The organism is Streptomyces sp. NPDC024017, assembly GCF_040638895.1.
In the GTDB taxonomy this organism is placed as follows: domain Bacteria; phylum Actinomycetota; class Actinomycetes; order Streptomycetales; family Streptomycetaceae; genus Streptomyces.
Genome location: NZ_JBEZYZ010000001.1, coordinates 173,897 through 200,479 on the forward strand (window position 1 = coordinate 173,897; position 26,583 = coordinate 200,479).

25 protein-coding genes and 2 pseudogenes are annotated in these 26,583 nt (G+C 72.1%); 16 read left to right on the plus strand and 11 right to left on the minus strand.

All coding sequences use genetic code 11. The annotated features are described in order from the left end of the window. Window positions 1-30: 30 nt before the first annotated feature. Both AB0G20_RS00815 and AB0G20_RS00820 read left to right on the plus strand, forming a co-directional pair. The gene (locus tag AB0G20_RS00815) at window positions 31-1,242 is read left to right on the plus strand and encodes a hypothetical protein (protein WP_361293728.1); all 1,212 of its coding nucleotides are present in this window, start codon (window positions 31-33) and stop codon (window positions 1,240-1,242) included. Window positions 1,243-1,339: 97 nt separating this feature from the next. Further along, a complete protein-coding gene (locus AB0G20_RS00820; protein WP_361293731.1) occupies window positions 1,340-1,510 on the plus strand; it encodes a hypothetical protein in 171 nt (56 codons plus the stop codon). A 66-nt stretch (window positions 1,511-1,576) separates the two neighbouring features. On the opposite strand, the gene AB0G20_RS00825 is transcribed toward AB0G20_RS00820, so the two are convergent. The 3 genes from AB0G20_RS00825 to AB0G20_RS00835 are packed head-to-tail and all read right to left on the minus strand — an operon-like array spanning window position 1,577 to window position 4,495. Further along, window positions 1,577-2,518 carry a 3-oxoacyl-ACP reductase gene (locus tag AB0G20_RS00825; protein WP_361293733.1) on the minus strand — a complete coding sequence of 314 codons (942 nt, stop codon included), beginning with the start codon at window positions 2,516-2,518 and terminating at the stop codon, window positions 1,577-1,579. Window positions 2,519-2,529: 11 nt separating this feature from the next. Next, window positions 2,530-3,606 (minus strand): Zn-dependent alcohol dehydrogenase, encoded by a 1,077-nt coding sequence (locus tag AB0G20_RS00830; protein ID WP_361293736.1) that lies wholly within the window; start codon window positions 3,604-3,606, stop codon window positions 2,530-2,532. A gap of 31 nt (window positions 3,607-3,637) precedes the next feature. Beyond that, the gene (locus AB0G20_RS00835; RefSeq protein WP_361293739.1) at window positions 3,638-4,495 is read right to left on the minus strand and encodes a MaoC/PaaZ C-terminal domain-containing protein; all 858 of its coding nucleotides are present in this window, start codon (window positions 4,493-4,495) and stop codon (window positions 3,638-3,640) included. Between the two features lie 511 nt (window positions 4,496-5,006). Here AB0G20_RS00835 and AB0G20_RS00840 point away from each other — a divergent pair. The 3 genes and pseudogenes from AB0G20_RS00840 to AB0G20_RS00850 form a co-directional block, all read left to right on the plus strand. Beyond that, window positions 5,007-5,225 (plus strand): annotated as a pseudogene (locus tag AB0G20_RS00840) (hypothetical protein); the annotation flags it as partial. A 14-nt stretch (window positions 5,226-5,239) separates the two neighbouring features. After that, the gene (locus tag AB0G20_RS00845; protein WP_361293742.1) at window positions 5,240-6,454 is read left to right on the plus strand and encodes a polysaccharide pyruvyl transferase family protein; all 1,215 of its coding nucleotides are present in this window, start codon (window positions 5,240-5,242) and stop codon (window positions 6,452-6,454) included. Beyond that, window positions 6,451-6,552 (plus strand): annotated as a pseudogene (locus tag AB0G20_RS00850) (DNA-binding response regulator); the annotation flags it as partial. The gene AB0G20_RS00845 and the pseudogene AB0G20_RS00850, both read left to right, overlap by 4 nt. 58 nt (window positions 6,553-6,610) lie before the next feature. On the opposite strand, the gene AB0G20_RS00855 reads toward AB0G20_RS00850, so the two are convergent. Both AB0G20_RS00855 and AB0G20_RS00860 read right to left on the minus strand, forming a co-directional pair. Next, the gene (locus AB0G20_RS00855) at window positions 6,611-7,351 is read right to left on the minus strand and encodes a class I SAM-dependent methyltransferase (RefSeq protein WP_361293744.1); all 741 of its coding nucleotides are present in this window, start codon (window positions 7,349-7,351) and stop codon (window positions 6,611-6,613) included. Window positions 7,352-7,566: 215 nt separating this feature from the next. Then, window positions 7,567-9,027, minus strand: coding sequence for an MFS transporter (locus tag AB0G20_RS00860; RefSeq protein ID WP_361293747.1), 1,461 nt, complete (start codon window positions 9,025-9,027; stop codon window positions 7,567-7,569). A 194-nt stretch (window positions 9,028-9,221) separates the two neighbouring features. Between AB0G20_RS00860 and AB0G20_RS00865 the strand changes: the two genes are divergently transcribed. The 7 genes from AB0G20_RS00865 (at window position 9,222) to AB0G20_RS00895 (ending at window position 15,566) form a co-directional block, all read left to right on the plus strand. Continuing rightward, window positions 9,222-10,961: an MFS transporter gene (locus AB0G20_RS00865; RefSeq protein ID WP_361293750.1), complete on the plus strand. Its 1,740-nt coding sequence runs from the start codon at window positions 9,222-9,224 to the stop codon at window positions 10,959-10,961. A gap of 95 nt (window positions 10,962-11,056) precedes the next feature. Next, window positions 11,057-11,707: a class I SAM-dependent methyltransferase gene (locus AB0G20_RS00870; protein WP_361293753.1), complete on the plus strand. Its 651-nt coding sequence runs from the start codon at window positions 11,057-11,059 to the stop codon at window positions 11,705-11,707. A 122-nt stretch (window positions 11,708-11,829) separates the two neighbouring features. Further along, window positions 11,830-12,114 (plus strand): hypothetical protein, encoded by a 285-nt coding sequence (locus tag AB0G20_RS00875; RefSeq protein ID WP_361293756.1) that lies wholly within the window; start codon window positions 11,830-11,832, stop codon window positions 12,112-12,114. Window positions 12,115-12,176: 62 nt separating this feature from the next. After that, window positions 12,177-13,127, plus strand: a complete 951-nt coding sequence (locus AB0G20_RS00880; RefSeq protein WP_361293759.1) for an N-acetylmuramoyl-L-alanine amidase — start codon at window positions 12,177-12,179, stop codon at window positions 13,125-13,127. 158 nt (window positions 13,128-13,285) lie between these two features. Then, a complete protein-coding gene (locus AB0G20_RS00885) occupies window positions 13,286-14,116 on the plus strand; it encodes a hypothetical protein (protein ID WP_361293762.1) in 831 nt (276 codons plus the stop codon). 99 nt (window positions 14,117-14,215) lie between these two features. Beyond that, complete coding sequence (locus AB0G20_RS00890; RefSeq protein WP_361293765.1) at window positions 14,216-15,226, plus strand: LLM class F420-dependent oxidoreductase; 1,011 nt, start codon at window positions 14,216-14,218, stop codon at window positions 15,224-15,226. Window positions 15,227-15,272: 46 nt separating this feature from the next. Beyond that, window positions 15,273-15,566 carry a hypothetical protein gene (locus tag AB0G20_RS00895; protein ID WP_175432264.1) on the plus strand — a complete coding sequence of 98 codons (294 nt, stop codon included), beginning with the start codon at window positions 15,273-15,275 and terminating at the stop codon, window positions 15,564-15,566. Window positions 15,567-15,668: 102 nt separating this feature from the next. Here AB0G20_RS00895 and AB0G20_RS00900 read toward each other — a convergent pair whose 3' ends face one another. From AB0G20_RS00900 to AB0G20_RS00910, 3 genes are read right to left on the minus strand one after another with little or no spacing between them, the layout of a single operon-like run. Further along, window positions 15,669-16,736 carry a prenyltransferase gene (locus AB0G20_RS00900; protein WP_361293768.1) on the minus strand — a complete coding sequence of 356 codons (1,068 nt, stop codon included), beginning with the start codon at window positions 16,734-16,736 and terminating at the stop codon, window positions 15,669-15,671. Beyond that, window positions 16,733-17,482, minus strand: coding sequence for a class I SAM-dependent methyltransferase (locus AB0G20_RS00905; protein WP_361293771.1), 750 nt, complete (start codon window positions 17,480-17,482; stop codon window positions 16,733-16,735). Before AB0G20_RS00905 ends, AB0G20_RS00900 begins: the two co-directional genes overlap by 4 nt. After that, window positions 17,476-19,065, minus strand: coding sequence for a glycosyltransferase family 4 protein (locus tag AB0G20_RS00910; protein WP_361293774.1), 1,590 nt, complete (start codon window positions 19,063-19,065; stop codon window positions 17,476-17,478). The genes AB0G20_RS00905 and AB0G20_RS00910 overlap by 7 nt, the downstream gene beginning before the upstream one ends. 211 nt (window positions 19,066-19,276) lie before the next feature. Between AB0G20_RS00910 and AB0G20_RS00915 the strand changes: the two genes are divergently transcribed. After that, a complete protein-coding gene (locus AB0G20_RS00915) occupies window positions 19,277-19,936 on the plus strand; it encodes a TetR family transcriptional regulator (RefSeq protein ID WP_361293777.1) in 660 nt (219 codons plus the stop codon). A 269-nt stretch (window positions 19,937-20,205) separates the two neighbouring features. On the opposite strand, the gene AB0G20_RS00920 is transcribed toward AB0G20_RS00915, so the two are convergent. The 3 genes from AB0G20_RS00920 to AB0G20_RS00930 form a co-directional block, all read right to left on the minus strand. Continuing rightward, complete coding sequence (locus AB0G20_RS00920) at window positions 20,206-20,439, minus strand: ferredoxin (RefSeq protein WP_361293780.1); 234 nt, start codon at window positions 20,437-20,439, stop codon at window positions 20,206-20,208. A gap of 2 nt (window positions 20,440-20,441) precedes the next feature. Then, window positions 20,442-21,893 carry an aldehyde dehydrogenase gene (locus AB0G20_RS00925; RefSeq protein ID WP_361293783.1) on the minus strand — a complete coding sequence of 484 codons (1,452 nt, stop codon included), beginning with the start codon at window positions 21,891-21,893 and terminating at the stop codon, window positions 20,442-20,444. A gap of 614 nt (window positions 21,894-22,507) precedes the next feature. Continuing rightward, the gene (locus AB0G20_RS00930; protein WP_361293786.1) at window positions 22,508-23,710 is read right to left on the minus strand and encodes an alpha/beta fold hydrolase; all 1,203 of its coding nucleotides are present in this window, start codon (window positions 23,708-23,710) and stop codon (window positions 22,508-22,510) included. Window positions 23,711-24,050: 340 nt separating this feature from the next. Here AB0G20_RS00930 and AB0G20_RS00935 point away from each other — a divergent pair, with 340 nt between their 5' ends. From AB0G20_RS00935 to AB0G20_RS00945, 3 genes are all read left to right on the plus strand, one after another. Continuing rightward, window positions 24,051-25,076 carry an MBL fold metallo-hydrolase gene (locus AB0G20_RS00935; RefSeq protein ID WP_361293789.1) on the plus strand — a complete coding sequence of 342 codons (1,026 nt, stop codon included), beginning with the start codon at window positions 24,051-24,053 and terminating at the stop codon, window positions 25,074-25,076. A 75-nt stretch (window positions 25,077-25,151) separates the two neighbouring features. Continuing rightward, entirely contained in the window at window positions 25,152-25,607 is a 456-nt protein-coding gene (locus AB0G20_RS00940) for a nuclear transport factor 2 family protein (protein WP_361293792.1), read from the plus strand. Between the two features lie 67 nt (window positions 25,608-25,674). Next, window positions 25,675-26,580: a helix-turn-helix transcriptional regulator gene (locus tag AB0G20_RS00945; RefSeq protein WP_361293795.1), complete on the plus strand. Its 906-nt coding sequence runs from the start codon at window positions 25,675-25,677 to the stop codon at window positions 26,578-26,580. Window positions 26,581-26,583: the final 3 nt, after the last annotated feature.

Sequence of the window (26,583 nt, forward strand, 5' to 3'; positions counted from 1 at the left end):
TCTACGTTCGTCACTGGAGGTGACCGAACGATGACGGCCTGTGCGATCGAACCTTCGGCGGGACACGAGGACGAGGACCGGACCGCGCCGGCGGACTGCACGCTCACCGCGGACGGTGCCTACGGCGCGCGCCTGGCGTCGGCCGGCGACTCCTGGTTCCCGGAGCGCTGGACCCTGGACGGCCCCGAGCCGTACGCGGTGCCGCTGCCCCGCAACCAGCCGGAGGAGCCCGGCACCGAGGTGCAGCCGATGGGCGACGGGCGGGTCCTCATCCACCGCGTGGTGGCCGGGCGGCACGCCTTCTCGCTGCTGTACCCGACCGGGCCGGGCACCGGCGAGCTGCCCTTGGGTGCGGTCGAGTGCCCGGACGAGACCGCCCGGCTGCGGCTGCTGCCGCCCGCCCCGGGCGGCGAACGGGCCTACGCGCTCGCGGTGGGGCCGCGTACGACGTCGGTGTGGCTGGTGGCGGGCGGCGCCTTCGGGCCCGAGCGGCTGGCCGAGCTGCCCGGCCGCTGCTCGGGCGGCGTCTGGCTGGACCGTACGGGACGCCTGCTGGCGCTGGACCGGGAGTCCGGCGGTCGCGTCAAGGCCGTCGTGGTGGACCTGGAGTGCGGGGGCGAGGTGTCGCCGCTGCTGCAGATCGCGGCCGAGAGCGACGACCGGCTGCTGCTCGCCGACCACGACAGCGGGCTGCTGATCGTCCGCTCGGACGCGCCCTCGCCCGGGCAGGGCATGCTGGGCTGGGGTGTCCTGGGCAGCACGCTGCCGGTGCGCTTCCCGGAGTGCCTGCGGGTGCGGGACTGCTCCGTCACGCCGTTCGCGATCCAGCCGGGGCAGATGCTGACGCCGGAGAGCTGTGCGGTGGCGCTGCGGGTGGACGGGCCGGCGGGCAGCTGGGTCGGTGTCTGGCGGCCCGCCGAGCGGCGGGTGCATCATCTCCGGGCTCCTGAGGGGTGGTTGGCGGGCACGGGCCTGTGGACGCCGGAGGGGGTGCTGCGGCTGCCGTACGCGACGGAGGCCGTGCCGTGCGGTGTGGCGCAGGTGAACCCGCCCGGGGCCGTGCCCGCCCCGCCGGAGCCGGACCCGGCACCCCCGGTTCCGGAAGCCCCCGGGCACCCCGGACGCCCCGAGGAGCCCGAATCACCCGCCTCACCAGCGCAGTCCACCTCGCCTGCGACCCCTTCGGCGCCACGACCTGTGCCCCTTCAGGAGGCGCCGTTGGGACGCCTTGTAACGAACTAGTGCCGGTTGGCGTGGCCGCCTGGATCCGAGGTCAGGGGTGCTGGTTAAACTCACCCGGCTGTAAAAGAGATCATGTTGACGGGGTGAATTCCATCCGATGAGCGACGCCAGCACGAACCAGCCGCGTACTGCCGACGTCCAGCAGACCTCCTCCTCCGGCCACGGCCGGCACCGTGGTGAGGTCTCCACGCAGGACGGCGAGACGGCTCCGCGCGGACGCCACCGCAAGCCGGTGGCGGAGACCGAGCAAGCCGTGACTGCGGCCTGACGGCACGTCAGTCACCAGACAGCGAACGGCCCTTCCCGCCCGGCGGGGCGGGCCGTTCCGTGTCTCTCACCCGCGTCTCAGCCCCAGCACCTCTGCCGCCGCGAACGTCTCCCCCGCCGGCCGGTCCGCGTAGTACGGCCCGAGGGCGGCCTCCAGCTCGTCGTAGGTGAAGGTGTCCTGCTTGCTGTCGAACCTGGCGGCGACCCGGGGCCGTTCGACGACGGCGACCATCCCGCCGTGCACCACGAGGAGCTGCCCGTTGACATGGGCGGCGGCCGGTGAGGCCAGGTAGCCGACGAGCGGGGCGACGTGCTCGGGGGCGAGCGGGTCGAGGCCGGTGCCGGAGGGCTGCTCGATGCCCGCGAAGACGTCCTCGGTCATCCGGGTGCGGGCGCGCGGGCAGATGGCGTTGGCCGTGACGCCGTACTTGCCGAGGGCGAGGGCGGTGGAGGTGGTGAGGCCGACGATTCCGCCCTTGGCCGCCGCGTAGTTGGGCTGCCCGGCGGAACCGGCGAGGAACGCCTCCGAGGAGGTGTTCACGATCCGTCCGAACACCGGCTCCCCGGCTCGCTTGGACCGCTCCCGCCAGTGCGCGGCGGCGAACCGGGTGGTGTTGAAGTGGCCCTTGAGGTGCACGCGGAGGACGGCGTCCCACTCCTCCTCGGCCATCGAGAACACCATGCGGTCGCGCAGGATGCCCGCGTTGTTGACGAGGATGTCGAGCCTGCCGAACGCGGCGACGGCCGCCTCGACGAGCGTGCGCGCCTGCTCGAAGTCGGAGACGTCGCCGGTGTGCGCGAGCGCGGTCCCGCCCGCCGCCCGGATCTCGGCGGCGACCTCCTCGGCGGGGCCCGCGGACGCCTCGCCCGTGCCGTCGCGGCCGGACTGCCCGTAGTCGTTGACGACGACGGCGGCACCCAGCCGGGCGAGTTCCAGCGCCTCGGCCCGGCCGAGCCCGCGGCCCGCGCCGGTGACGATCGCGGACAGTCCCTGGAGCGGCAGCGGCATGGCGTGGGTCCTCACATCTCGATGCACGTACGCAGGGCGGTCCCGGTCCGCATCTGGTCCAGGGCCTCGTTGATGTCGGCGAACGGGACCCGGTGGGTGATCAGGCCCGCCAGATCGACCCGGCCCGCGCGCCACAGGGCGATGGTGCGTTCGTAGGAGCGCAGGACGTCTCCGCCGCCGTACATGGACGGCAGGATCCGCTTCTCGTCGAAGAACAGCTCGAACATGTTGAGCTGGAGGAAGTCGTCCATGGCGCCGGCGCCGACCACGACGAGGGTCCCGCCGCGCCGGGTGTTCTCGTACGCGGTGCGTGCCGTGGCCGACTTGCCGACGACCTCGAAGACGTAGTCGAAGCCCTCACCGGCGGTGATGTGCTGTTTGGCGTCGGGCAGTTCCTCGGGCGAGACGGCCCGGGTGGCCCCGAACTTCAGTGCGGACTCGCGACGCGCGGCGATCGGGTCGACGGCGACGATCTCGGCGGCGCCCTTGAGCCGGGCGCCCTGGATCACGGAGATGCCGACGCCGCCGCAGCCGATGACCGCCACCGACGAACCGGCCTCCAGGTCGGCCGTGTTGAGCGCGGCGCCGAGGCCGGTGGTCACTCCGCAGCCGATGAGGGCGGCGATGTCGAAGGGCACGTCGTCGGGTATCGGCACCGCGCAGCCGGCGTCGACGACGACCTCCTCGGTGAAGGTGCCGGTGCCGGCGAAGCCGAAGAGGTCCCCGCCGGGCCGCTTGAAGTTGGGGGTGCCCGCGTTCATGAACCCGGCCAGGCACAGCTCGGTCTGGCCGCGCTTGCAGGCGGGGCAGGCGCCGCAGGCGGGCAGCCAGCACACCACGACCCGGTCGCCGGCCTTCAAGTGACCGACGCCCTCGCCGACTTCGAGGATCTCCCCCGCGCCCTCGTGGCCGGGCACGAACGGCGCGGGCTGCGGCAGCACCCCGCTCATCGCGGACAGGTCCGAGTGGCACAGCCCCGTGGCGCGCACCCGGATCCGCACCTTTCCGGGTCCGAACCCCACCGCCTCGACGTCGTCGAGGACCTCCAGCTTGTCCTGGCCGATCTCGTGCAGTACGGCTGCGCGCATGGTGCGGCTCCCCTCGTACGGCGGTGTGGACTCAGGTGTGTTCGACGATGGTGTCGGCGAGGACGGGCGCGTCGTCCCTCTCGACCGCGCTGACGGCGACCCGGATGGACTCCGGCGTGTGCCACATGCGGATCCGCAGGGTCTCCCCCGGGTACACGACGCCGGCGAAACGGGTGGTGTAGGAACGCACCCGGGTCACGTCCCCGCCGAGCAGCGTGTCGACGACCGCCTTGAGCGTGATGCCGTAGGTGCACAGGCCGTGCAGGATGGGCCGCTCGAATCCGGCGACCTTGGCGAACTCCGGGTCGACGTGCAGCGGGTTCCAGTCGCCGGAGAGGCGGTAGAGGAGGGCCTGGTCGTCGCGGATCGGCCGTTCGACGGTCCGGTCGGGTTCGCCCGCGGGGGGTTCGAGTCGGGCCGAGGGGCCGCGGTCGCCGCCCCAGCCGCCCTCGCCGCGGATGAAGATCTGGGCGTCGTTTGTCCACAACGGGCCGTCGGTGTCGGCGACTTCGGTGCGCAGGACGAGGACGGCAGCCGTGCCCTTGTCGTACACGGCGGCGATCCGGTTGGTCGCGGTGGCGGTGCCCGTCGCCGGGAGGGGCCGGTGGATGACGAGGCTCTGGCCGCCGTGCAGGACGCGGGCCAGGTCGACCTCGATGCCGGGCATGGACAGTCCGCTGGTCACGCCGGGTTTTCCGCCGCCCGCGACGGTGGCGAAGCTCGGCAGGACGTGCAGCCGGGACTCCAGGGTGTAGCGCAGTTCGTCGGGGTCGTTGGCGGGGCTGCCCGCGCCGATGCCGAGGTGGTAGAGCTGCACGTCCTTGTGGTCCCAGGAGAGCTCGCCGGTCCGGGGGGCGGCGGCGAGCGCCTTGGCTGCGTCGATGGGCATGGGGCTCCTGATCGCCGGAGGAAGGACCTCGGTACGGCCGTCCGCACCGTCGGCCGCACCGAGGCCGTCTGGGACCGGGCCGGGACGCGAACTGAAACGCGTTCCAGTCCCGCGCCCTCTGTATAGCCGAGGCCCGGGCACTTGTGAAGACTACTGACGCCGCGTCAGATCGGCGTGGCGATGACATTTGTCCTGCCGGAGGCCGTACAAGCGCATCTGCCGCGGACCCCGGCCGGTCCGTAACGTCACTGCCATGACCACGCAGACCCCACGGGCCGTCCCCCCGACCGGCACAGCCGGGACGGAGGACCAGGACATGTCCTGGAGAGACAGGGTCAGGTGCCGGTTCGGGGCCATCCGCTCCGATGTCCGCGAGGCCCGCGAGCACCGGCGCCGCTGCAAGGCGGACAAGGGCCGGCTCAAGACCGAGTGGCGAGCGGCCCGGAAGGCGGGCGGGGCCGTCGACGGCGACACGGCGGGCTCCCACGGCACGGGTCCGGCCCGCTCCGACGGCACGGGTCTGACCGGGCTGACGGAACGTCTCGCGGCGGCGGGCGGTTCGCTGACGGCGCCGTCGCGGGCCGGGGGCGGGTTCGCGGTGACGGCGGAACTTCCGCCGGACGCGGCGGAGGAACGGCCGGCGGGGGCGGGACGTTTTCGCAGCGAAGCGGACGTGTACGTTGGCCGGTGGTCCGCGCCACCACACGTCGAGGGCGCCGGTAACTGCTAGGGGAACTGGAGCACATGGGACGCGTCGCCGTCATCACCGCGCCGAACATCGGGTACCGCAACACGGGCATGCTGACCGTGGACTTGGCGTTCGAGTCCCTCCGGCGGCGGATGGACACCGACGTCGACGCCACCTGGTACACGCTGCACACGCCGGAGACCGTGCCGCTGCGCGACTGTGCGCGCGGTACTGAACTCCCGTTCCGCTTCCTTCCGCTGGCCGAGCACCTCGACACGCTGCGCGACCATGACGCGGTCGTGTTCTGGGGCGACTTCCTGCACACCCGGCACTACCTGGCGCAGGACGCGACGAACCGCCTGCTCGACTTCGGCTTCGCCGCGGACCGGGACGACGCCCGGGCGCAGCTGAACCGCGCCCTGCTGTTCGCGGACCAGCCGGACGAGCTGCTCGCGCGGACCCTCAGCTACGGCGGGACGATCCTGCACAACACGCAGTCCGACTACGAGGACAAGGAGTACGGCCCGCTGTTCTCCCGCCTCGTCACGCGCAGCCACCGCATGTGGGTGCGGGATCCGCTCTCGGCGGCGAAGATCGCGCATCTGCGGGGGGACCGTACGACCGACCACTTCGGTGCGGACGCGGCGTTGCTGTCCCGCCCCGGCGACCTGGACCACCTCCCGACCACGCAGTGGTCCCGGTCGGTGCCCGACGGCGGTGCGATCGGCGTCTTCCTCGGCGCCCGTACGCCGATCCCCGACTGGCTGCCGGCCTTCTGCCAGGGCCTGTCCGACCGCCTGGGCGCCCCGCTGGAGTGGCTGCCCTGGTTCGACCGCGACGTGCCCGGTCCGGTGAGCCACATCGCGGCCCGCCCCGGGGATCACACCGTCGGCGACCTGGTCGGGGTGCTGCCCCGCTACCGGTTGGTCATCACGGACACGTACCACCTGGCCGTCAATTCGTGGGGCGCCGGTACCCCGGCGGTGTGTGTCGGCGCGCCCGAGCCGACCCCCAAGACGCACGACGACTACCTGACGCTGAGCGACGTGAAGAAGCACGTCTTCCACATGGCGTACGACGCGACGGACTTCTACCTGACCACCCAGGAGGGGCACGGGCAGGACCTCGACCGGCTCGTCCGGCTCCTGGAGGGCGGCGGCGCCGATACGGTCGCGGCGCGCATCCGTGACCACGCGGACCATTCGGCGACGGCGTTCACGCGGACGCTGACCTCGCTGCTGGACACCGGCCGCCCTGCCCTGAGCCCGTGACCGGCCGGCCCATCCGCGTACTGCTCGCCGAGGACCAGGGCATGATGCGCGGTGCGCTCGCGCTGCTGCTGGGGATGGAGGACCGCATGGAGGCCCTGCGCGAGGCCCGCCGCCAGGGCTGGCTCTGACGCCCTGTGTCCGCCTCTGTCCTGTGCCCTATGCCCGCCTGAAGAACGCGGTCCACAGGAAGGACTCGCCGAAGCACTCCGACTCCTCCGGCTCGTCCCGCATCCGCCGCAGTTCGAGCTCGGTCAGGCCGGAGAAGATCCCGCGCAACGCCTCGGGGGTGTAAGCCAGTCCGCCCCTCAGCCCCGCCCCCTCGCGGTAGAAGTCGCCGTCGGGCAGCTCCGACCCCATCCCTCCGGCCCCGGCGGCGAAACACGTGAGGCCGAACAGGCCACCGGGTGCCAGGAGTTGCTCCAGCAGGGCCAGGTAGCTGACCCGGCGGTGCGGAGGGAGATGATGGAAGCAGCCGGAGTCGTAGACGAGGTCGTACGGTCCGGTGAGTTCCGTGGCGGCGAGCGCGAAGGCGTCCCCGCGGTGGAACCGTACGCCCTCGGCCCCCGCCTCGCGGGCGCGCTCCCGGGCCCAGTCGACGGCGGCCGAGGACAGGTCGACCGCGTCGACCTCGAACCCCCGCGCGGCAAGATACAGCGCGTTGCGCCCCGGCCCGCATCCGAGGTCGAGCGCCCGTCCCCCGCCGACCTGCCCCCGCTCCACGGCGGCCACCAGGCTCTCGTCCGGCTTCGCCACGAAGAACGGCACCGTCCGCGACCGGTCGGCGTAGAAGCGGTCCCACCAGTCGGCACCGCGCCCCGTCCATCGGTCGGCCTCGGGTGCGAACAGCCCGTCAAGCAGGGCGAGTACGTCGTCGACAGTGCGCATGTTCCGGTCCATCCGGCCCCCTTCCGCGTCCGCCCACGGTAGGTCCGGACAGCACGAAAGGCCAGGTCAGGGCAGTCTTCTGGCGTAACTGGGAGGCCCTGCAACGCCCTTGGGGAGACGCGGAGGCACCCCGCGGACGGACCACTGCGGCCCCGCACCGAAACAGCGCCGACGCGCCCGGGAAGGGCCTTCACACCCCCGTTCAGGGCCACGCCACCCGTGGATTTTCAGGCCGCCTGCCGCTCCTTTGCCCGCCGCGGCAGCCACACCCACATCAGGACGACCCCGGCCGCCAGCACCACGGTCCCCACGCGGAACGCTAGTGCGTAGCCCTCGGTCAGGGCCTGTGGGGTCGTGCCGCCCGCCGACTCGGACGCGGCCAGGGTGGACAGGACCGCCAGGCCCAGGGAACCGCCCATCGTGCGGGACGTGTTGACCAGGCCGGAGACCAGGCCCGCCTCTTCGGGGGCCGCGCCGGAGGTGGCCAGGGAGGCGAGGGGGGTCGCTGCCAGGCCCGCGCCGAGCATCATGAGGATGCCGGGGACGAGGATCGCCGTGGCGTAGGAGCCGTCAGGGGTCATCGTGGACTGCCAGGCGAAGCCGGCCACGGCGACCAGGGTGCCCAGCGCGGCGACGTTGCGCGGGCCGATCGGCCGCATCAGGCGGGGTGCGAGCTTGGAGCCGAGGATGACGGCGAGGGAGCTCGGGACCAGGGCGAGGCCGGCTTCGAGCGGGGTGTAGCCGAGGACGTTCTGCGCGTAGAGGGTCATGAAGAACCACATGCAGAACATCGCGGAGCCGCACAGGAACATCGAGACGTTCGCCGAGGAGACCGAGCGGATGCGCAGGAGGCCGAGCGGCATCAGCGGGCTCGCGGTGCGGGCCTCGACCGCGAGGAAAGCCCCGAGCAGGACCAGTCCGGCGAGCAGCGGCAGCAGGGTGGCCGGTGCCGTCCAGCCCTCCGCCTCCGTCTGGGAGATGCCGTAGGCGAGTGTGCCCAGGCCGGCCGTGACGAGCAGCGCGCCCGGCAGGTCGAGGCGGCGGCCGTCCCCGGCCCGGCTCTCGGTGAGGAACCAGGCGGCGGCGCACAGCACCACGGCCCCGACGGGCACGTTGATCAGCAGCACCCAGCGCCAGGAGAGCGTCTCCACCAGCAGCCCGCCGACCAGACCGCCCGCCGCGCCGCCGCCGGCCCCGACCGCCGTCCACGTCCCGATGGCCCGGGCGCGCGCGGCGCCCTCCGGCACCGACGCCGTGAGGATCGTCAGCGTCGAGGGCGCCAGCACCGCCGCACCCAGCCCCTGCACGGCCCGCGCCACCAGCAGTTGCCAGTCGTCCTGCGCCAGCCCGCCGGCCGCCGAGGCCAGGGTGAACAGGCCGAGCCCCACGAGGAACATCCGCTTGCGGCCGTAGAGGTCCCCGGCGCGCCCGCCGAGCAGCATGAACCCGGCGAAGGCGATGGCGTAGGCGTTGACGACCCACTGCAGGCCCTGCTCGCTGAGCCCCAGCCCGGTCCGCATCGAAGGCAGCGCCACGTTGACGACGGACACGTCCAGCACGACGAGGAACTGCCCGGCGCAGGTGAGCGCCACCACGAGCCACATCGGCGGCGCCCCGCGCGGACGCAGCCGGGACAGTCGGGATATGCGGGCGGTGGCGGCATCGGCGGATTCGAGCATGGGTGTCATGCTCTCAACCGCCTTGCACCCCTTGCATCGGGATTTCGCCGGGTGGGGCCCTCGGTCCCGGGACCTAGGCCCCCGGCAAGACCAAGAGAAGGTCAAGTTTTCGTTAGGGTGCCAAAGCAACGGAATAGTTGCCTGGACATACAAGGTTCAGAGTCCACGTAACCCGACGCTCCCCGGCCTGGAGGCCCCTCTCAATGACGCAGACGACGACAGACCGTCCCGCCGGCAGAGCGAGCGGGGCCGTGGTCCCGGTGCTCGCCTTCGCGGGCATCGTTGTCGCGGTGATGCAGACCCTGCTCGTTCCGGTGATCAAGGACCTGCCGCAGCTGCTGGACACCACCCCCAGCAACGCCACCTGGGTCCTCACCTCGACCCTTCTCTCGGGCGCGGTCGCCACCCCGATCATGGGCCGCCTCGGCGACCTCTACGGCAAGCGCCGCATGCTGATCCTGAGCCTGGCCGTGATGGTCGCCGGCGCCCTGGTCAGCGCGCTCACCAGCGATCTGCTGCTCATGATCACCGGTCGTACGCTCCAGGGCTTCGCGATGGGCGCGATCCCGCTCGGCATCGGCCTGATGCGCGACATGCTGCCCCGCGAGAAGCTCGGCTCGGCGATGGCCCTGATGAGCTCCTCCATAGGCGTCGGCGGCGGCCTCGCCCTGCCCGCCGCCGCCCTGGTCGCCCAGCACAGCGACTGGCACGCCCTCTACTACGGCGCCGCCGGCCTCGGCGTGCTCGCCATCGCCCTCACCCTGCTCGTCGTGCCCGAGTCGCCGATGCGCGCCGAGGGCTCCTTCGACCTGCCGGGCGCGCTCGGCCTCTCCGCCGGGCTCGTCCTGTTCCTGCTGCCGATCACCAAGGGCAGCGACTGGGGCTGGACCTCCGGCACCACCCTCGGCCTGTTCGCCGCCTCGGCGGTCGTGCTCGTGCTGTGGGGCGTGATGGAGCTGCGCCTGAAGGCCCCGCTGGTCGACCTGCGCACCACGGCCCGCCCGGCCGTCCTCTTCACCAACCTCGCCTCGATCATGGTCGGCGTCTCCTTCTACGTCGTCTCCCTGGTCCTGCCCCAGCTGCTCCAGCTGCCGGAGTCCACCGGCTACGGCCTCGGCCAGTCGATGGTCGTCGCGGGTCTGCTCGTCGCGCCGCTCGGCCTGACGATGATGTTCACCGCGCCCGTCTACGCCCGGCTGTCCGCGAAGTACGGCCCCAAGTTCACCCTGATCCTCGGCCTGCTGATCATCGCGATCGGCTACGGCGCCGGTCTCGGCCTGATGAGCGCCGCCTGGCAGAGCCTGGTCATCTCGGTCCTCCTGGGCGCGGGCATCGGCCTCGCCTACTCCTCGCTGCCCGCGCTGATCGTGGGCGCGGTCCCGGCGTCGGAGACGGGCGCGGCGAACGGCCTCAACACCCTGATGCGTTCCATCGGCACCTCGGTGTCGAGCGCCGTGATCGGCATGGTGCTGGCGAACACCGCGAACAACGTCGGCGGCGTCGAGATCCCGACCATGCACGGCTTCCGGCTCTCCTTCCTGATCGCGACGGGCGCGGTGGCCGTGGGCCTGCTCCTGGCGCTGTTCCTGCCGGGCCGACGGCCTTCGGACAAGCCGCAGTTGCGCGCCAGCAGCGAGGAGGACGCGGCGCTGGAGCGCGCCGAGCAGGTCCTGCGCGGCTTCCGCGGCCGGGTGCTGGGCGCCGACGGCTCCCCGGTCGCCCGCGCCAAGGTCACCCTGATCGACCGCCGCGGCCGCCAGGCCGGCGCGACGCTCTCCGCCGAGGACGGCAGCTACGCGCTCACCGTCCCGGCCCAGGGCTCCTACGTCGTGGCCGCCCGGGCCACGGGTCACGGCCCGCTCGCCTCGTCCGCGACCCACGCGGGCGACGAGCGCCCGGTCGACCTGGACCTGCCGCTGCCGGGCGAGACGGTCTCCGCCTGACCCTGCCTGCTACTCACCGGTACCCCCTGTCGTCCTCGCGGCAGGGGGTGCGGCACGATGGGCGCCCGGACCGTCGAACGACCGAGAGGAACCCCATGCCCGCGGCCCCGAAGCCCGAGATCCTGGCCGCGTTCGAGGCGGCGAAGGGGTTCATGCCCGCCGGTGAGGGCCTGGCGCTGTACGCGGCTGCCGTGGAGGCCGGGCGGCTCGGGCTGCCGCTGCTGGAGGTCGGCACCTACTGCGGCCGGTCCACGATCCTGCTCGCCGACGCGGCCCGCGAGGCCGGGGTCAGCGCGCTCACCGTCGACCACCACCGCGGCAGCGAGGAGCAGCAGCCGGGCTGGGAGTACCACGACCCGGAGACGGTCGACCCCGAGATCGGCCTGATGGACACGCTGCCCACGTTCCGCCGCACGCTCCACCGGGCGGGCCTGGAGGAGCACGTGGTGGCGCTGGTCGGGCGTTCCCCGCGGATCGCCGCGCTCTGGCGGACGCCGCTGGGGTTCGTCTTCATCGACGGCGGCCACACCGACGAGCACGCCACCGCCGACTACGAGGGCTGGGCCCCGCACGTCGCCGAGGGCGGCCTGCTGCTCATCCACGACGTCTTCCCCGACCCGCAGGACGAGTTCACCGGCCAGGCCCCCTACCGCGTCTACCTCCGGGCCCTCGCCTCCGGCGCGTTCACCGAGGTCTCGGCGACGGACTCGCTGCGGGTCCTGCGGCGCACGGGGCCGGGCATCTGACGCACTGCCACGCCCTCCGGCGGCTGGGCGGGTGAACTGCACCCCCCGCACCCCCTCACGGTCGGCCCACGGGCGGCGTGGCGAGTCGGCGGGCGACCGGCGCTGCCCAAGGATCCGGGCGCGTGGCAGACACCTTCGAAGAGCTCGTGGAGAAGCAGCGCGCGGCGGACGAGGCGTACGCCCGCGTGCGTCACCTCCAGGACGCGTACGGGCCGCCCACCCAGACCAAGTGGAGCGACCAGCAGACCACCACGTGGGAGACGGCCTGGCGCGCCTGGCGCGATCTCGCCCGGGACGTCCAGGCGGCGGTGACCGGGTACGCGAAGCAGGAGGGCACCCCGCGCCAGGAGATCGAGGCGCGGGTGAAGGAGGCGGTACGGCACGGGGGCGGCGGGAACGAGGCGTAGCCCCCACCTGTCGGGCCGTCCTGGGCCCGCCGCCCCCGCGGACGGCCGTTAGGGTGGCAGACGTGTCGTACGTAGGCCCGGACTTCGAACCTCCCCAGCCCCGCCGCCCCCGCCGCGGCCCCCTGACCGTCGCGCTCGCCGCGCTGGTGCCGGGGGCGCTGCTCGGCTGGCTGGTGTACGAGACGGTCGGCGGCTCGGGGGACGACGGGGGTTCGGGGCGGGCGGCCGTACGGTCCTCCCCGCCCGCCGCGTCGAGCGCGCCGTCCGACGACGCCAAGCAGCCGAGCGCCTCCCCGAAGCCCTCGGACACCTCCTCGGCCTCCGCGCCCGCCGCCTCCGGCCCGCTCAAGGGCAAGGTCGTCGTCATCGACCCGGGGCACAACCCGAGCAACTTCCAGCACGCGTCCGAGATCAACCGCAGCGTGAACATCGGGACGAACCGGAAGGAGTGCGACACCACGGGCACATCCACCAACGACGGTTACACCGAGGCCAAGTTCACGCTGGACGTGGCGCACCGGATGCGCACGCTCCTTCAGGAGCAGGGCGCCACGGTGAAGCTGACGCAGGACGGCGACCGGCCGTACGGGCCGTGCGTGGACGAGCGGGCCCGGATCGGCAACGAGGCGAAGGCCGACGCCGTGGTCTCGATCCACGCGGACGGCTCGGGCGCCGGCAACCGCGGCTTCCACGTGATCCTGCCCGGCGCGGTCCACGCGGGCGCCGCGGACACCCGGGCGATCGTCGGCCCCTCCCGCGATCTCGGCGAGCGCGTCGCGGGCCGCTTCGTGGCGGTCACCGGCAGCGCGCCCTCCAACTACGTCGGCGACGGCGGCGGTCTCGTCACGCGTAAGGACCTGGGCGGTCTCAATCTGTCAACGGTTCCCAAGGTGTTCATCGAGTGCGGGAACATGCGCGATAGCAAGGACGCGGCGTTGCTCACCAGCGGCGCGTGGCGACAGAAGGCGGCGCGAGGGATCTCTGAGGGAATCGTGAGTTTCCTGCGCGGGTAGTCCTGGACCGGCAGATCCCGGCGGACACCCTGATCGGGCGGACGATAGGGTCCTCCTTACGATGAGGGGCCACCCCCGCGCTTCACACCGAGTCCGGACGGCGGCATGGTGACAGCGACGCCTCTACCGACGATGAGACGACCTACGAAGGACCTGAAGTGAATATCCGCTCCCTCACTCGGGGCGACGGCGTGGTGATCGGAGCAGCGGTATTGCTGTTGATCGCGTCGTTCCTCGACCTCTACTCGTTCGACAATGTCCCCGACAGCGTCGACCTCCCCATGCTGTGGGGCAGCGGCCCGGTCGTGTTCAGCGTCGTGCTGGCCGGGATCATCGGCGCCGCGCTCGTCGTCGTCTCCCGGGGCCTGCCGCAGGCCCCGAAGGTCGCGGGGATCGAGCTCGGCCAGTTCGGCGCCGCCTTCACGGTGTTCGCCGCGTGGAGCGCGCTCGGCAACATCTTCGACGCGCCCGCCGGCTTCGACAACATCGGCGAGAACGCGAGCGAAGGCGCCCCGAGCCCCGGCATCGGCATGATCCTCGCCCTCGTCGCCACGCTGCTGATGGCCGCCGCCGCCCTCGCCACCCCCCTCGTCCCGGCCCTCAAGGGCGCCCTCCTCCCGGCCCCTCGCCCGGCCGCCCCGCAGCCCTACGGCGCCCAGCCCCCCGGTGGTTACGGCTACCCGGGCGCGCAGCAGCCCGGTGGCTACGGCCAGCCGCAGCCGGGGCAGCCGTACGGCGGTCAGCCGCAGCCCCAGCAGGCGCAGGCGCAGGCTCCGCAGCCGCCGGCCGGGGACTTCTCGCCGTTCTGGTTCGCGGTGCCGGTGCCGCGGCCGCTGTTCGCGGAGGACGGCTCGCCCACGCCGATCGCCGAACTCGCCCCGGGTACCTGGTACCTGGCCGTCGAGCAGCGCGGAGCGGCCCTGGTCGCCCAGACGCAGGACGGCCGCCGCGGTGTCCTGCAGGACACATCGGGCATCCAGCGCGGCTGAGCCCCGCGGCAACGCACGGCCCCTCGCCCTTCCGGGCGGGGGGCCGTTGTCGTACAGTCGGCGTCCCGCTCCGAACTGACGGACCGTCAAGGAGTAGAGATGCGCCTCGGTCTCGCGCTCGGCTACTGGGGCCGCGGCCCCTCCCCCGGCCATGTGCCCCTCGCGCAGGAGGCCGAGCGGCTCGGCTACGACTCCGTCTGGACGGCGGAGTCCTGGGGCTCGGACGCGTTCACCCCGCTCACCTGGATCGCGGCCCACACCTCCCGCATCCGTCTGGGCACCGCGGTCGCACAGATGGCGGCCCGGTCACCGACCACCACCGCGATGCACGCCCTCACCCTGGACCACCTCTCCGGCGGCCGCATGATGCTGGGCCTCGGACTCTCCGGCCCGCAGGTCGTCGAGGGCTGGTACGGCCGCCCGTTCCCCGCCTCGCCGCTCACCGCCACCCGCGAGTACGTCGACGTCCTGCGGCAGGTGCTGCGCCGCGAGGCACCCGTCGAGTTGGCGGGCCGCTTCCACTCCCACCCCTACCGGGGCCCGGGCGCCACGGGCCTCGGCAAACCCCTCAAGCCGATCACGCACCCGCTCCGCCCGGACCTACCGATCCTGCTCGGCGCGGAGGGCCCGAAGAACGTCGCCCAGACGGCCCGGATCGCCGACGGCTGGCTGCCGCTGTACTGGTCGCCGACCCGGCCGGAGGTCTACGGCCCGGCCGTGGCCGAGCTGCCCGAAGGGTTCCTGGTCGCGCCGATGGCCCAGGCCCGGGTCTGCGACGACGTCGCCGAAGGCCTGCTGCCCGTCAAGGCGATGCTGGGCTTCTACATCGGCGGGATGGGGCACGCGGCCCGCAACTTCCACGCCGACCTGATGGCCCGCATGGGCTTCGGGGCCGAGGCCCGCCGCATCCAGGAGCTGTTCCTCTCCGGCCGCCGGGAGGAGGCCGTCCTGGCGGTCCCCGACGCTTTCGCCGACGAGATCTCCCTGGTCGGCCCGCGCGAACGGATCGCACAGCGACTGGAGTCGTGGCGCAAGGGCCCGGTGACGGACCTCCTCGTCCTCAGCCCCGACCCCCATACGCTGCGCGTACTCGCGGAGTTGAACTCCTGAGCGAATCCCCGGGTTTCATCCAGGGTTCAAGGGCAATCCGGAAAGCATGTCCCCTCGATATCGCAACGGTGCGAATCAAGCCGGCACGATCGTGGCGGTCGTGGCCGACATCATGGCCCTCATCCTGGGTCTCTGGATCCTGATGTACCTGCTGGACGCCAACCCAGGAAACTCGTTCGTCCAGTTCATCCACGACGCGGCCCGCTGGCTCGCAGGCTGGTCGCACGACCTGTTCACGTTCGACGAGGCGTGGGCCCGAGTGGTCTGCGGCTACGGCCTGGCGGCTGTGGTGTACCTGTTCGTCGGGCACGCGATAGCCAATCGCGCACACCGGCACTGATGCCATAGGGGCGCGGGGGTGTTCGACATGCGGCTCCGCCGCGTAGGCGCGATCAACCACACACAACCCGCGCCCCGCCATCCGGCAGCGACTCCCGAGCTCCTAGGCGCAGCAGTCCGACTCTAGCCCCACAGGCAAGTCCCCACCGAACACCTGGCACGTGGCCTCGTGGCCCCCGAGCGCGGCCACGGCCAGCAACAACGACCCCGCGGTCCACGTGGTCAACTCCCGCGGCCAGATCGCGTCGTCGTCGAACACGTACCCCGTCCAGTACAGCCCGCTCTCCGGATCGCGCAGGTGCTGGATCGACTGCAGGATCTCCAGGGCGCGGTCCGATTCACCCATCGCCCACAGCGCGAGCGCGAGTTCGGCCGACTCACCTCCCGTGACCCACGGGTTGGGAACCACGCACCGCACGCCCAGCCCGGGGACGACGAACCGGTCCCAGTCCTCCTCGATACGGGCCTTGGCCTCCGCACCGGTCAGCGCTCCGCCGAGGACGGGGTAGTACCAGTCCATCGAGTACCGGTTCTTGTCGAGGAACCGCTCGGGGTGGTGGCGTATGGCGTGCCGCAGCGCACCCGCCGCCAACTCCCAGTCCGGTTGTGCCTCTTCCCGCTGGTCGGCGATCGCCAGTGCGCAGCGCAGCGCGTGGTGGATGGAGGAGCTGCCCGTCAGCAGGGCGTCCGCCGTCTCCGTGCCGTCGTCGTCGCGCCGCCAGCCGATCTGCCCGCCGGGCTGCTGGAGGCGGAGGACGAACTCCACCGCCGCGTACACCGTCGGCCACATCCGGTCCAGGAACGCGTCGTCGCCGGTGGAGAGGTGATGGTGCCAGACGCCCACGGCTATGTAGGCGACGAAGTTGGTCTCCCGGCCCCGGTCGGTGACCGCGTCGGCCTCGCCGTCGGTGTAGGCCGCGTACCAGGAGCCGTCCTCGTTCTGGTGCCGGGCCAGCCACAGGTAGGCCCGCTCGGCGGCCTCGTGCTCGCCGGCCGTGTCGAGGGCCATGGCCGCCTCGACGTGGTCCCACGGGTCGAGGTGGTGCCCCCGGAACCACGGGATCGCACCGTCCTCGCGCTGCACGGCGAGGATGCCGGCGACGGTCTCGGCGGCCTCCCCCGCGGTGAGGACCCCGGGCAGGACCAAATGTTCCGTCCGGGGAGTGGTCACTTGGCGTCCGCCCCGTTGTCGGCCAGACGCGGCAGGTGCGGCTTGGTCGCGTACGCCACGAAGCTCTTGCCGATCAGCGGGTTCAGCGCCTGCTCGGCGACCCGGGTGGCCAGCGGCTTCTTCATGATGTCCCAGACGAGCAGCTTGTGGTACGCGCGCACCGGCAGCGCCTTGTCGTTGTCGACGCCGAACGCGCACTTGAGCCACCAGTAGGGCGAGTGCAGGGCGTGGGCGTGGTGCGTGCCGTACGGCTTCAGGCCGGCCTCGCGGATCTTCGCCAGCAGTTCGTCCGCCTTGTAGATGCGGATGTGGCCGCCCTCGACCTCGTGGTAGGCGTCGGAGAGGCTCCAGCAGACCTTCTCGGGGCCGTAGCGCGGGACGGTGACGGCGATGCGCCCGCCGGGCTTCAGCACCCGCACCATCTCCGCGAGGACGCCCTTGTCGTCCGGGATGTGCTCCATCACCTCGGAGATGATCACGACGTCGAAGGACTCGTCGGGGAAGGGCAGCGCGAGGGCGTCGCCCTCCATGGCCGTGGCGGTGGCGCCCTCGGGGGCCTCGCCGGCCTCCTTCATCGCCGCGAACCACTTCGCGACCTCGCGGATCTCCTCCGCGTTCTGGTCCAGCGCCACGACCTGCGCGCCACGCCGGTAGCACTCGAACGCGTGCCGCCCGGCCCCACAGCCGAGATCCAGGACACGGTCGCCCGGGGCAAGCGGGAACCGGGAGAAGTCGACGGTCAGCACGTGGCCCTGCTTTCGGAGTTGACGCCTTCTACATCTGTGGGAGCCGCGGACACGGCCCCCGCCGGAGTCACGCCCCCGGCACCCGCCGGAGCTACGCCCCCGGCCCCTGCGGCAGCCGCGGCACCGGCACCCGCCGGAGCCACCGAGCCGGAACCCGCCCCAGCGGCGGAGCCGGCCTCCGTCGAGGCCGCGGAGCGGCTCGGAGACCGGGGCGCGGAGCGGTCGAGGACACCCGTCGCGGAACGGCCGGAAACCCCCGGCGCGGAGCGGTCGGTGGCGGCACCGGACCGGGCGATCTCCTCGCGGTAGCGAGCCACGGTGCCCTCCGCCGCCCTGGCCCAGGTGAAGTGCCGCAGGACCCGTTCGCGTCCGGCCGCGCCGAGGCGGGCGCGCAGGTCCGCGTCGCCCAGCAGCCGGCCCAGGCCGGCGGCCAGCGCACCCGCGTCGCCGGGCGGTACCGCCAGGCACGTCTCCCCGTCGCGGCCGGCGACCTCGGGGATGGCGCCGCCGGTCGTGGCGAGTAGGGGCGTGCCCGTCGCCATGGCCTCGGCTGCCGGGAGCGAGAAACCCTCGTAGAGCGACGGCACGCACGCGACCTGCGCCGAGCGCACGAGGTCGACGAGTTCCGCGTCGGAGATGCCCTTGACGAACTCGACGGCCCCGGCGAGGCCGTACCGCTCCATCGCCTGGGCGACCGGGCCCTCGGTGGGCCGCTTGCCGACGACGACGAGATGGGCGCCGGGGTGCTCGGTCCGCACCTTGGCCAGCGCCTCGACGAGATGCACCAGGCCCTTCAGCGGCACGTCCGCGCTGGACGTCGTCACGATCCGGCCCGGCACGACCGGCACCGACGGATCCGGCGAGAACAGGTCGGTGTCGGCGCCGATGTGGACCACGTGGATGCGGTCGCGCCGGACACCGAGGTGGTCGATGATCTCCTGCTGCGACGTGCCGGACACGGTGAGCACGGACGGCAGCCGGCGCGCGACGCGCTTCTGCATGCGCGTGAAGGCGTACCAGCGCCGCACCGACAGGCGCCGCTGCCGGCCTTCCGCCGCGTCCAGCTCCAACTGCCGGTCGACGGTGATGGGGTGGTGGATGGTCGTCACCAGGGGTGCGCCGACATCACCCAGCAGGCCGTAGCCGAGGGTCTGGTTGTCGTGCACGACGTCGAACTCGCCGCGGCGGGCGCGCAGATGGCGGCGGGCGCGCAGCGAGAACGTCAGCGGTTCCGGGAAGCCGCCCGTCCACATCGTCGCGACTTCCAGCGCGTCGATCCAGTCGCGGTACTCGCCGCGCCCCGGCGTGCGGAAGGGATCCGGCTGGCGGTACAGGTCGAGGCTGGGCAGCTCGGTGAGGCTCAGCCCGTCGTAGCCCTCGTCGAGGACGGGGTACGGCTGGGCGCCGATGACCTCGACCCGGTGGCCGAGGCGGGCCAGTTCGCGCGAGAGATGCCGGACATAGACGCCCTGCCCGCCGCAGAACGGGTTCCCTTTATAGGTGAGGAGCGCGATATTGAGCGGTCGCAAGCCGTCGGCAGCGGGGTCCTCCGGAGCCCCGGCCTCCCTGGCCTCAGCGGTCACTCTGGGCCCCCTTCTCCCTGCACTGTCCCGCGAGATTACGCCGGGACGCTAATCTAGAACAAGTTTCAGACTTGATCGTTCGGAGGCTCTGAATCTACCGGCAGGTAAGGGCACTGTGAGCGGTGGATCAGGTGATTCACGCCACGACCGGCGCCGTGCCATGCTGTGTGATCACTCGTCCTCACGGACGGTCACGGAACGGGACCGACCCATGCCCGCAGAAGCCAAGGTGAGCGCCAAGGTGAACAAGCCGGCCAAGGTGGAAGCCAGAGCGGCAGCCCCCGCCTCCCCGCCCCTCACGGAGCGGCAGGAGGCCCGCCGCCGCCGCATCCTGCACGCGAGTGCGCAGCTGGCCAGCCGGGGCGGCTTCGACGCCGTGCAGATGCGCGAGGTCGCGGAGTCCTCCCAGGTGGCGCTCGGCACGCTGTACCGCTACTTCCCTTCCAAGATCCACCTGCTGGTCGCCACGATGCAGGACCAGTTGGAGCACATGCACGGCACGCTGCGGAAGAAGCCCCCGCAGGGCGAGACGGCGGCCGAGCGGGTCGCGGAGACGCTGATGCGGGCCTTCCGGGCGCTGCAGCGCGAGCCGCACCTGGCCGATGCGATGGTCCGCGCGCTGACGTTCGCCGATCGCAGTGTGAGCCCGGAGGTGGACCAGGTCTCCCGTCAGACGACGGCGATCATCCTGGACGCGATGGGCCAGGAGAACCCCACCCCGGAGCAGCTCTCGGCGGTCCGGGTCATCGAGCACACCTGGCACTCGGCGCTGATCACCTGGCTGTCGGGCCGTGCCTCCATCGCCCAGGTGAAGATCGACATCGAGACGGTGTGCCGCCTGATCGACCTGACCGCGCCGTCCGGCCCGTAGCTCCCCGGACACGGCGAGGACCTACGAGACGGGTTCCCTTCGCCGGTATGGTCCGGATCAGGTCGTGGGGGTCGCCTCCGAGCGCCGGTTTTCGGCCCGGCACCCCTCCGGCCTCTCAGCCCTACCGTCGCAGTCGGCACCGGCGGAGACCGTCGTCTCCTGCCGAAGTCGGCTACTCCGGTCGGACTCCCTCACTCGCCTCGTAGGCCTGCTTCCAGGATAGAACTCTCCGACAGGAATGAAACCCCTCAAGGGGAACTTTTCGGGCGCTACTCCTCCGGCGGGAACACCGCCTCCCCGCTGCCCCCCAGGGTGATCGTGATCGCCTCCGTCGGACAGCTCTCCGCCGCCTCCAGCACCCGCTCGTTCGCGTCCATGTCGGGGGCGGCCGGACGGGACTGGCGGGCGGTGTCCAGGCGGAAGCCGTCCGGCGCGTGGTGAAGGCACTGCGCGGAGCCGATGCACAGGGAGCGGTCGACCTCGACGCGCCAGCGGTCACCCATCGCTACGCCTGCGCCGGGAGGTGGATCATCTTGTGCTCCAGGTACTCGCCGTACCCCTCGGGCCCGAACTCCCGCCCCAGGCCCGAGTTCTTGTAGCCGCCGAAGGGGCCCAGCATGTCCAGGCTGAAGGTATTGACGGAGTACGTGCCCGTACGGACCTGGCGGGCGATGTCGATGCCGTGTTCGACGTCCGCGGTCCAGACGCTGCCGCTCAGCCCGTAGTCGGAGTCGTTGGCGATCTTCACGGCGTCGGACTCGTCGTCGTAGGGCAGCAGGCAGATCACCGGGCCGAAGATCTCCTCGCGGGCGATGCGCATGGAGTTGTCGACGTCGCCGAAGAGGGTCGGCTCGACGTACCAGCCGCGGTCGAGGCCGGCCGGGCGTCCGCCGCCGGTGAGGATCTTGGCGCCCTCCTCCTGCCCGATGCGGATGTAGTCGAGGTTGCGCTGCTGCTGCCGCCGGGCCACCAGCGGGCCCACCTGGGTGGCGGGGTCCAGCGGGTCGCCGACCGTCAGGGCTCCCGCCGCGGCGGCGAGGGCGTCGGCGAACTCGTCGTAGCGGGAGCGCGGCAGGAGGATGCGGGTCTGGGCGACGCAGGCCTGGCCGTTGTTCATCCAGGCCGCGGGGGCGATGCCCGCCACGGCCGTCTCCACGTCCGCGTCCGGCAGGACGACGGCCGCGGACTTGCCGCCGAGTTCGAGCGTCACACGGGTGAGGTTGCGGGCGGCCACCTCCATCACGCGCTTGCCGGCCGCGACCGACCCGGTGAAGGAGACCTTGTCGATGCCGGGGTGCCCGACCAGGTACTCGCTGACGTCCCGGTCGGCGGGCAGGATCGACAGCACACCCTCCGGCAGCCCGGCCTCGCGGGCGATCTCGCCGAGCAGATAGGCGTCGAGCGGCGACTCGGGCGAGGGCTTGAGCACGACCGTGCAGCCGGTGAGCAGCGCGGGGGCGAGCTTGGCGGCGGCGACGAACTGCGGGACGTTCCAGGGGACCACGGCGGCCACGACCCCGACGGGCTCGCGCCGTACGAGGATCCTGCCCAGTACGCCGTCGCGCCGCTCCTCGTGGGTGAAGTTCCGGGCGACGGTGATCGCCGAGTCCCAGACCATCACCGCGCCGAGCGCCTGGGCGAGGATGCTCCAGGAGTACGGCGAGCCGTTCTGGGCGGAGATCAGGCGGGCGATCTCGTCGTGCCGGACGGTGATGGCGTCCTTGATCCGGCCCACCACCTCGATCCGCTCGTCGAGGCTCATGCGCGGCCAGGGCCCCTCGTCGAACGCCCGCCGCGCCGCCGCCACGGCCCGGTCCACATCCGCCGTCGAGGCGTGCGGGACGCGTCCGATGACCTCCTCGGTGTGCGGCGAGATCACCTCGATGACGTCCTGGCCCAGGGGGTCGGTCAACTCCCCGCCGATGAACAGCTGTCCGTGTTCCACGAGCTCGGTCATGGCCGACTGCCTCCCCGGGAGCATGCTCTGACGGTCCATCAGATATGCCCACTGATACCAGCCCCGCCCGAAGGAGTCCACGGACCGCACAGCACGGGGAGCTTCCCATGGGAACCCGTTCTAGTTAAACCAAGCCTGGGCCTGGGCCAAAGCGGCACCCACCAGCGGTTATCCCGCCGGTGGGTGTGCGGTCATACCGCCTGGGCTGTCTGGGGCCGTAGTTGCCCCGCGTCCAGGAGCTCGGAGGCGTGAAGGGCCCGAGCTCGCGCATGCCGTCCTCCCTGGACTCGGCGGCCCGTTGGACTCAGGGAGGACGTCGGCCGCCACGAGGGCGGGCTTCCACTCCCGCACGTTGAGGTTGCTCCGCTCGAGGCGTCCGTCGGCGGAGCCCCGGCGGTCATCGAACTCGTTGTGCGCCGGTTCAAGTGCCTCAACCTGCACTGTCCGGCGGTGACGCTCACCGAACGGGTCGGCGGCTGACCAGCCGGCAAGCCCGGTACCCGCCGCTGCTGAGCACGCTGCTCACGCCTTGCGCAGAGTCGCGGCCGTGCTTACGCCGGGGCCTGGTGCCGACCGGCCCCGGCTCGTCCACATATCACCAGGGGGCCGGGGCTTTACTCCACCTCCGACAGCACGCCGTCCGGGTCCATGACCCAGCTTCCGCTCTCGACGCCGTACACCTTCTTGCCTTGGAGCCACTTCAAGGACATGTGCTGCAGGGTCTGGTTGGGCTTACGTTCCCAGACCGGGTTGTGGTCCCAGCCCTCGACACGGATCATCAGCTTGCCTGTGCCGGGGATCGCCTTGTAGAGCTTCGGAACGGAGAAGTGCAGCACCGGGCCCATCTCCTCCGGGGTGTTGGCCGTTCTGTCCTGGTCTCCGTAGACGATGCACACCGGCACTGCTTTGCCGAGCGTGGAGCCGTGCGGCACGGTCCTCGTGTTCCAGCCCCACCAGTAGGAGTTGCGCCACCGCATGATGCCCTCGGGTGCCCCAGGGGTGGAGCCGCCCCACTTCTGGCCGATGCTGTCGCAGTCCATGACGGCCTGCCACACGTGCTCGGCCAGTTCCTTGTCACTGATGCCGGCTTGGAACCCCGCCTTGCTGGTCAGGTTCATCGGGAAGCCGAAGACCGCGGCCGGCTGGGACTCGGGCTGCGTGGGCAGGGGCGTTCCGGGCGGCGGAGCGAAGGGGTCGGAGGTGTTCGTCGACCATCGGCCGTTCGGGGGGAACATGGGCGCGAGAAGGAACATGCTCGCCACGTCCCCGGGATTCTGCAGCGCGTACGGGCCCATGACGAACGCGGCCGCGGACCAGCCGACGAAGGCGACCTTCTCGTTGGCGCACCGCTGCCTGATGAACTTGACGACGGTGCCCAGCTCGCCCCATTCGCTCATGGAGTTCCCCAACTGGTACGCGTAGTTCGCTACCGAGTCGCATTCCCCCGTACCGGGATTGGTCTTCAGGAGGCCCCGCTGGGCCGGGTTGGCGTTGCACGGGTCGTGCATTTCCGGGCGGGGGGAGAGCCCGGATCCCTGGAGGTCCATGATGTAGACGTTGTAGCCCCTGTCGGCCAAGGCCTGCGCCCAGCTGAAGCTGGTGTCCGGGTGCGGGGAGCTGCCGTGCGGGGGGAGCACGAGGTCGAAGCCGGGGAGGGCCGGAACGCTCCTGCCGTGGAGCATGAGGACCGGCTTGGGGGTGCCGTCGGATTCGGCGGCCTTGTATTCCCGCACGAAGAGCTCGATCTCAATACCGGCGTTCGCCGGAATGGTCGATCTGTGCTTGACCTTGTGGTTGACGGGGGTCATCTGCTGCATGGTCGCCTCCGATGGCTGTTCGCCCTGCTTGTTCCTCGGGCGGTCAGCATCTCCGCCGCCCTCGGGTGGTACGGGGAGCCCGGGCGGCGGGTCGCACGGACGTGGATCGATCGGGTGGGTGCCGCTCCTCCGATCGGCGGGGCCCGCCCTGGGCAACGCGCCAGCGACTCTGGCCGAGACATCACGACGGCCCAGGGCCGGGCCGTCTCCGGACATCCAAGGGGGACCGACGACACCGCTCCACGGCTGGCAGGACGATCCTCACAGAGCCTCCCCCTGGCCAATCTGACGTTTCATCAGTTCTAGTTATAGTGACGGGAAGCCGGCGACAGGGGAGCCCATGACACAGGTGACCGACCACGGCGGAGGCGTCCGGTCCCTCCGGGTCCCCATCCCGGACAACCCGCTCGGCCACACGCTGGTGTACGTCGTCGACACCGACCGCGGCCCGGTGCTGATCGACACCGGCTGGGACGACCCGGAATCCTGGGACACCCTCACGCAGGGCCTCACGGCATGCGGCACCTCGGTCGCCGACCTCCACGGGGTGGTCATCACCCACCACCACCCGGACCACCACGGCCTGTCGGGCCGGGTCCGGGAGGCGTCGGGCGCGTGGATCGCGATGCACGCGGCCGACACCGCCGTCGTACGGCGGACCCGGGAGGCCCGTCCCGGGCGCTGGTTCTCGTACATGGCGGCCAAGCTCGCCTCGGCCGGTGCGCCCGAGGAGCACATCGCGCCCCTGCGCCGGGCGCGGACCCGCACCCTGCCCGGTCTCTCCCCCGCCCTGCCCGACCGCGACATCGTCCCCGGCGAGCTCCTGGCACTGCCCGGCCGCCGGCTGCGCGCGATCTGGACCCCGGGGCACACCCCGGGCCACGTCTGCCTCCACCTGGAGGAGACCCACCCGGCGCGGCTCCCGGGCCGGGGACGCCTGTTCTCCGGTGACCACCTGCTGCCCGAGATCACCCCGCACATCGGCCTCTACGAGGATCCCGAGGACACCACCGTCACCGACCCCCTGGGCGACTACCTCGACTCCCTGGAACGCGTCGGCCGGCTGGCCCCCGCCGAGGTCCTCCCGGCCCACCAGCACCCGTTCTCCGACGCCGCCGCCCGCGTCGGCGAGTTGCTCACCCACCACGAGTCCCGCCTGACCGCCCTGCTGGCCCTGCTCGCCGAGCCCCTCACCCCCTGGCAGCTCGCCGAGCGCATGGAGTGGAACCGCCCCTGGGAGCAGATCCCGTACGGCTCCCGCACCATCGCCGTCTCGGAGGCCGAGGCGCATCTGCGGCGGCTGGTGAAGCTGGGGCGGGCGGAGGCGGTGCCGGGAAGCGACCCGGTGACGTACGCGGCGGTGTGAGGGCGGCGCGGGCACGGTGCGACGTGAGGTGAAAACGCGTCGCCGGGCGGCCCGCCGGGCTGCTACGAAACTCCCATGGACCCCATGGAACGCCTCCTCGCCGAACGCGCCTGCGAGCGCCTGATCCTCGACTTCGTCCACCGGCTCGACCTCGGCGAACCCTCGTCCGTCGCCGGGCTGTTCACCGAGGACGGCGTCTGGCAGTGGCCGCAGGACGGGCGGCTGGTCAGGGGCCGGGACGCCCTGCGCACGTACTTCGGCTCCCGCCCGGCCGACCGGCTCTCCCGCCGCATGATGTCCAACGTGCTGGTCACCGTGACCTCGCCGGACACGGCCGGGGCGATCTCCTACTTCACGACGTACCGCGTCGACGGCTACGAGGGCGGTGTCGTCCCGGCCGGGCCGCCGGTCCAGATCGGGCACTACGAGGACACGTTCCGCCGGGCCGACGGGACCTGGCTGCTCGCCGAACGGACCCTCCACCTTCCCTTCGGCGGACCCACCCCGCGCCCGAACGTGCCTGCGTCATAAGGCTCTTGACGTTGCGCAGCGCCCCCTAGGATGGTCGGACGCAACGCTCGCACCGGGAGAGATGCCCATGGGCACCGAAGAGGCCGCACGCACGACGACCGGCAGCGGGGCCCTGGACGGCGGGTGTGCCGGGCCCATGGTGCCGCGTCTGGCCCTCGGCGCCCGGCTGCGCGGGCTGCGGGAGGAGCGGGGCATCGGCCGGGCGGACGCGGGGCACGTCATCCGCGCCTCCTCCTCCAAGATCAGCCGGATGGAGGCCGGCCGCCACGGCTTCAAACTGCGTGACGTCGCCGATCTGCTGACCCTCTACGGCGTCACGGACAAGGCCGAGCGCGCCACCCTGCTGGCGCTGGCCGAGCAGGCCAACACCCCTGCCTGGTGGCGGTACTACAGCGATGTGGTGCCTGCCTGGATGCAGACCTACCTCGGGGCCGAGCAGGCGGCGAGCCTCATCCGCTGCTTCCAGGTTCAGCGCGTCCCCGACCTGCTGCAGACCGCCGACTACGCCCGGGCCGCCGTCCAGCTCACGCACCCGGACGCCGGTGCGGCGGAGATCGACCGCCGGGTCGCGTTGCGGATGGCCCGCCAGCGGATCCTGCACCGGCAGCCGGCGACCCAGCTGTGGGCCGTGATCGACGAGGCGGCGCTGCGCCGGCCGGTGGGCGGTATCCGCGTGATGCGGGACCAGCTCAGGCATCTCATCGAGATCTGCCGGCTCCCGCACGTCACGGTGCAGATCCTGCCGTTCCTCGCCGGAGCTCACGCCGCGGAGGGCGGTCCGGTCACCATTCTGCGGCTGCCCGGCGGGCAGTTGCCCGACGTGGTCTACCTGGAGCAGCTCACCACCGCCCTCTACCCCGACCGGCCGGCCGACATCGAGTGCTACTGGGACGCCATGAACCGGCTGGTGGTCGAAGCCGAGTCGCCGGACGAGACTCCGACCATCCTGCACCGCATCCTTCAGGAGACCTGACGA

Coding starts and splice junctions, on each gene's coding strand:
- AB0G20_RS00815 (WP_361293728.1), top strand. CDS start 31: ATGACGGCCTGTGCGATCGAACCTTCGGCGGGACACGAGGACGAGGAC.
- AB0G20_RS00820 (WP_361293731.1), top strand. CDS start 1,340: ATGAGCGACGCCAGCACGAACCAGCCGCGTACTGCCGACGTCCAGCAG.
- AB0G20_RS00825 (WP_361293733.1), bottom strand. CDS start 2,518: ATGCCGCTGCCGCTCCAGGGACTGTCCGCGATCGTCACCGGCGCGGGC.
- AB0G20_RS00830 (WP_361293736.1), bottom strand. CDS start 3,606: ATGCGCGCAGCCGTACTGCACGAGATCGGCCAGGACAAGCTGGAGGTC.
- AB0G20_RS00835 (WP_361293739.1), bottom strand. CDS start 4,495: ATGCCCATCGACGCAGCCAAGGCGCTCGCCGCCGCCCCCCGGACCGGC.
- AB0G20_RS00845 (WP_361293742.1), top strand. CDS start 5,240: ATGGGACGCGTCGCCGTCATCACCGCGCCGAACATCGGGTACCGCAAC.
- AB0G20_RS00855 (WP_361293744.1), bottom strand. CDS start 7,351: ATGGACCGGAACATGCGCACTGTCGACGACGTACTCGCCCTGCTTGAC.
- AB0G20_RS00860 (WP_361293747.1), bottom strand. CDS start 9,027: ATGACACCCATGCTCGAATCCGCCGATGCCGCCACCGCCCGCATATCC.
- AB0G20_RS00865 (WP_361293750.1), top strand. CDS start 9,222: ATGACGCAGACGACGACAGACCGTCCCGCCGGCAGAGCGAGCGGGGCC.
- AB0G20_RS00870 (WP_361293753.1), top strand. CDS start 11,057: ATGCCCGCGGCCCCGAAGCCCGAGATCCTGGCCGCGTTCGAGGCGGCG.
- AB0G20_RS00890 (WP_361293765.1), top strand. CDS start 14,216: ATGCGCCTCGGTCTCGCGCTCGGCTACTGGGGCCGCGGCCCCTCCCCC.
- AB0G20_RS00895 (WP_175432264.1), top strand. CDS start 15,273: ATGTCCCCTCGATATCGCAACGGTGCGAATCAAGCCGGCACGATCGTG.
- AB0G20_RS00915 (WP_361293777.1), top strand. CDS start 19,277: ATGCCCGCAGAAGCCAAGGTGAGCGCCAAGGTGAACAAGCCGGCCAAG.
- AB0G20_RS00920 (WP_361293780.1), bottom strand. CDS start 20,439: ATGGGTGACCGCTGGCGCGTCGAGGTCGACCGCTCCCTGTGCATCGGC.
- AB0G20_RS00925 (WP_361293783.1), bottom strand. CDS start 21,893: ATGACCGAGCTCGTGGAACACGGACAGCTGTTCATCGGCGGGGAGTTG.
- AB0G20_RS00930 (WP_361293786.1), bottom strand. CDS start 23,710: ATGCAGCAGATGACCCCCGTCAACCACAAGGTCAAGCACAGATCGACC.
- AB0G20_RS00935 (WP_361293789.1), top strand. CDS start 24,051: ATGACACAGGTGACCGACCACGGCGGAGGCGTCCGGTCCCTCCGGGTC.
- AB0G20_RS00940 (WP_361293792.1), top strand. CDS start 25,152: ATGGACCCCATGGAACGCCTCCTCGCCGAACGCGCCTGCGAGCGCCTG.
- AB0G20_RS00945 (WP_361293795.1), top strand. CDS start 25,675: ATGGGCACCGAAGAGGCCGCACGCACGACGACCGGCAGCGGGGCCCTG.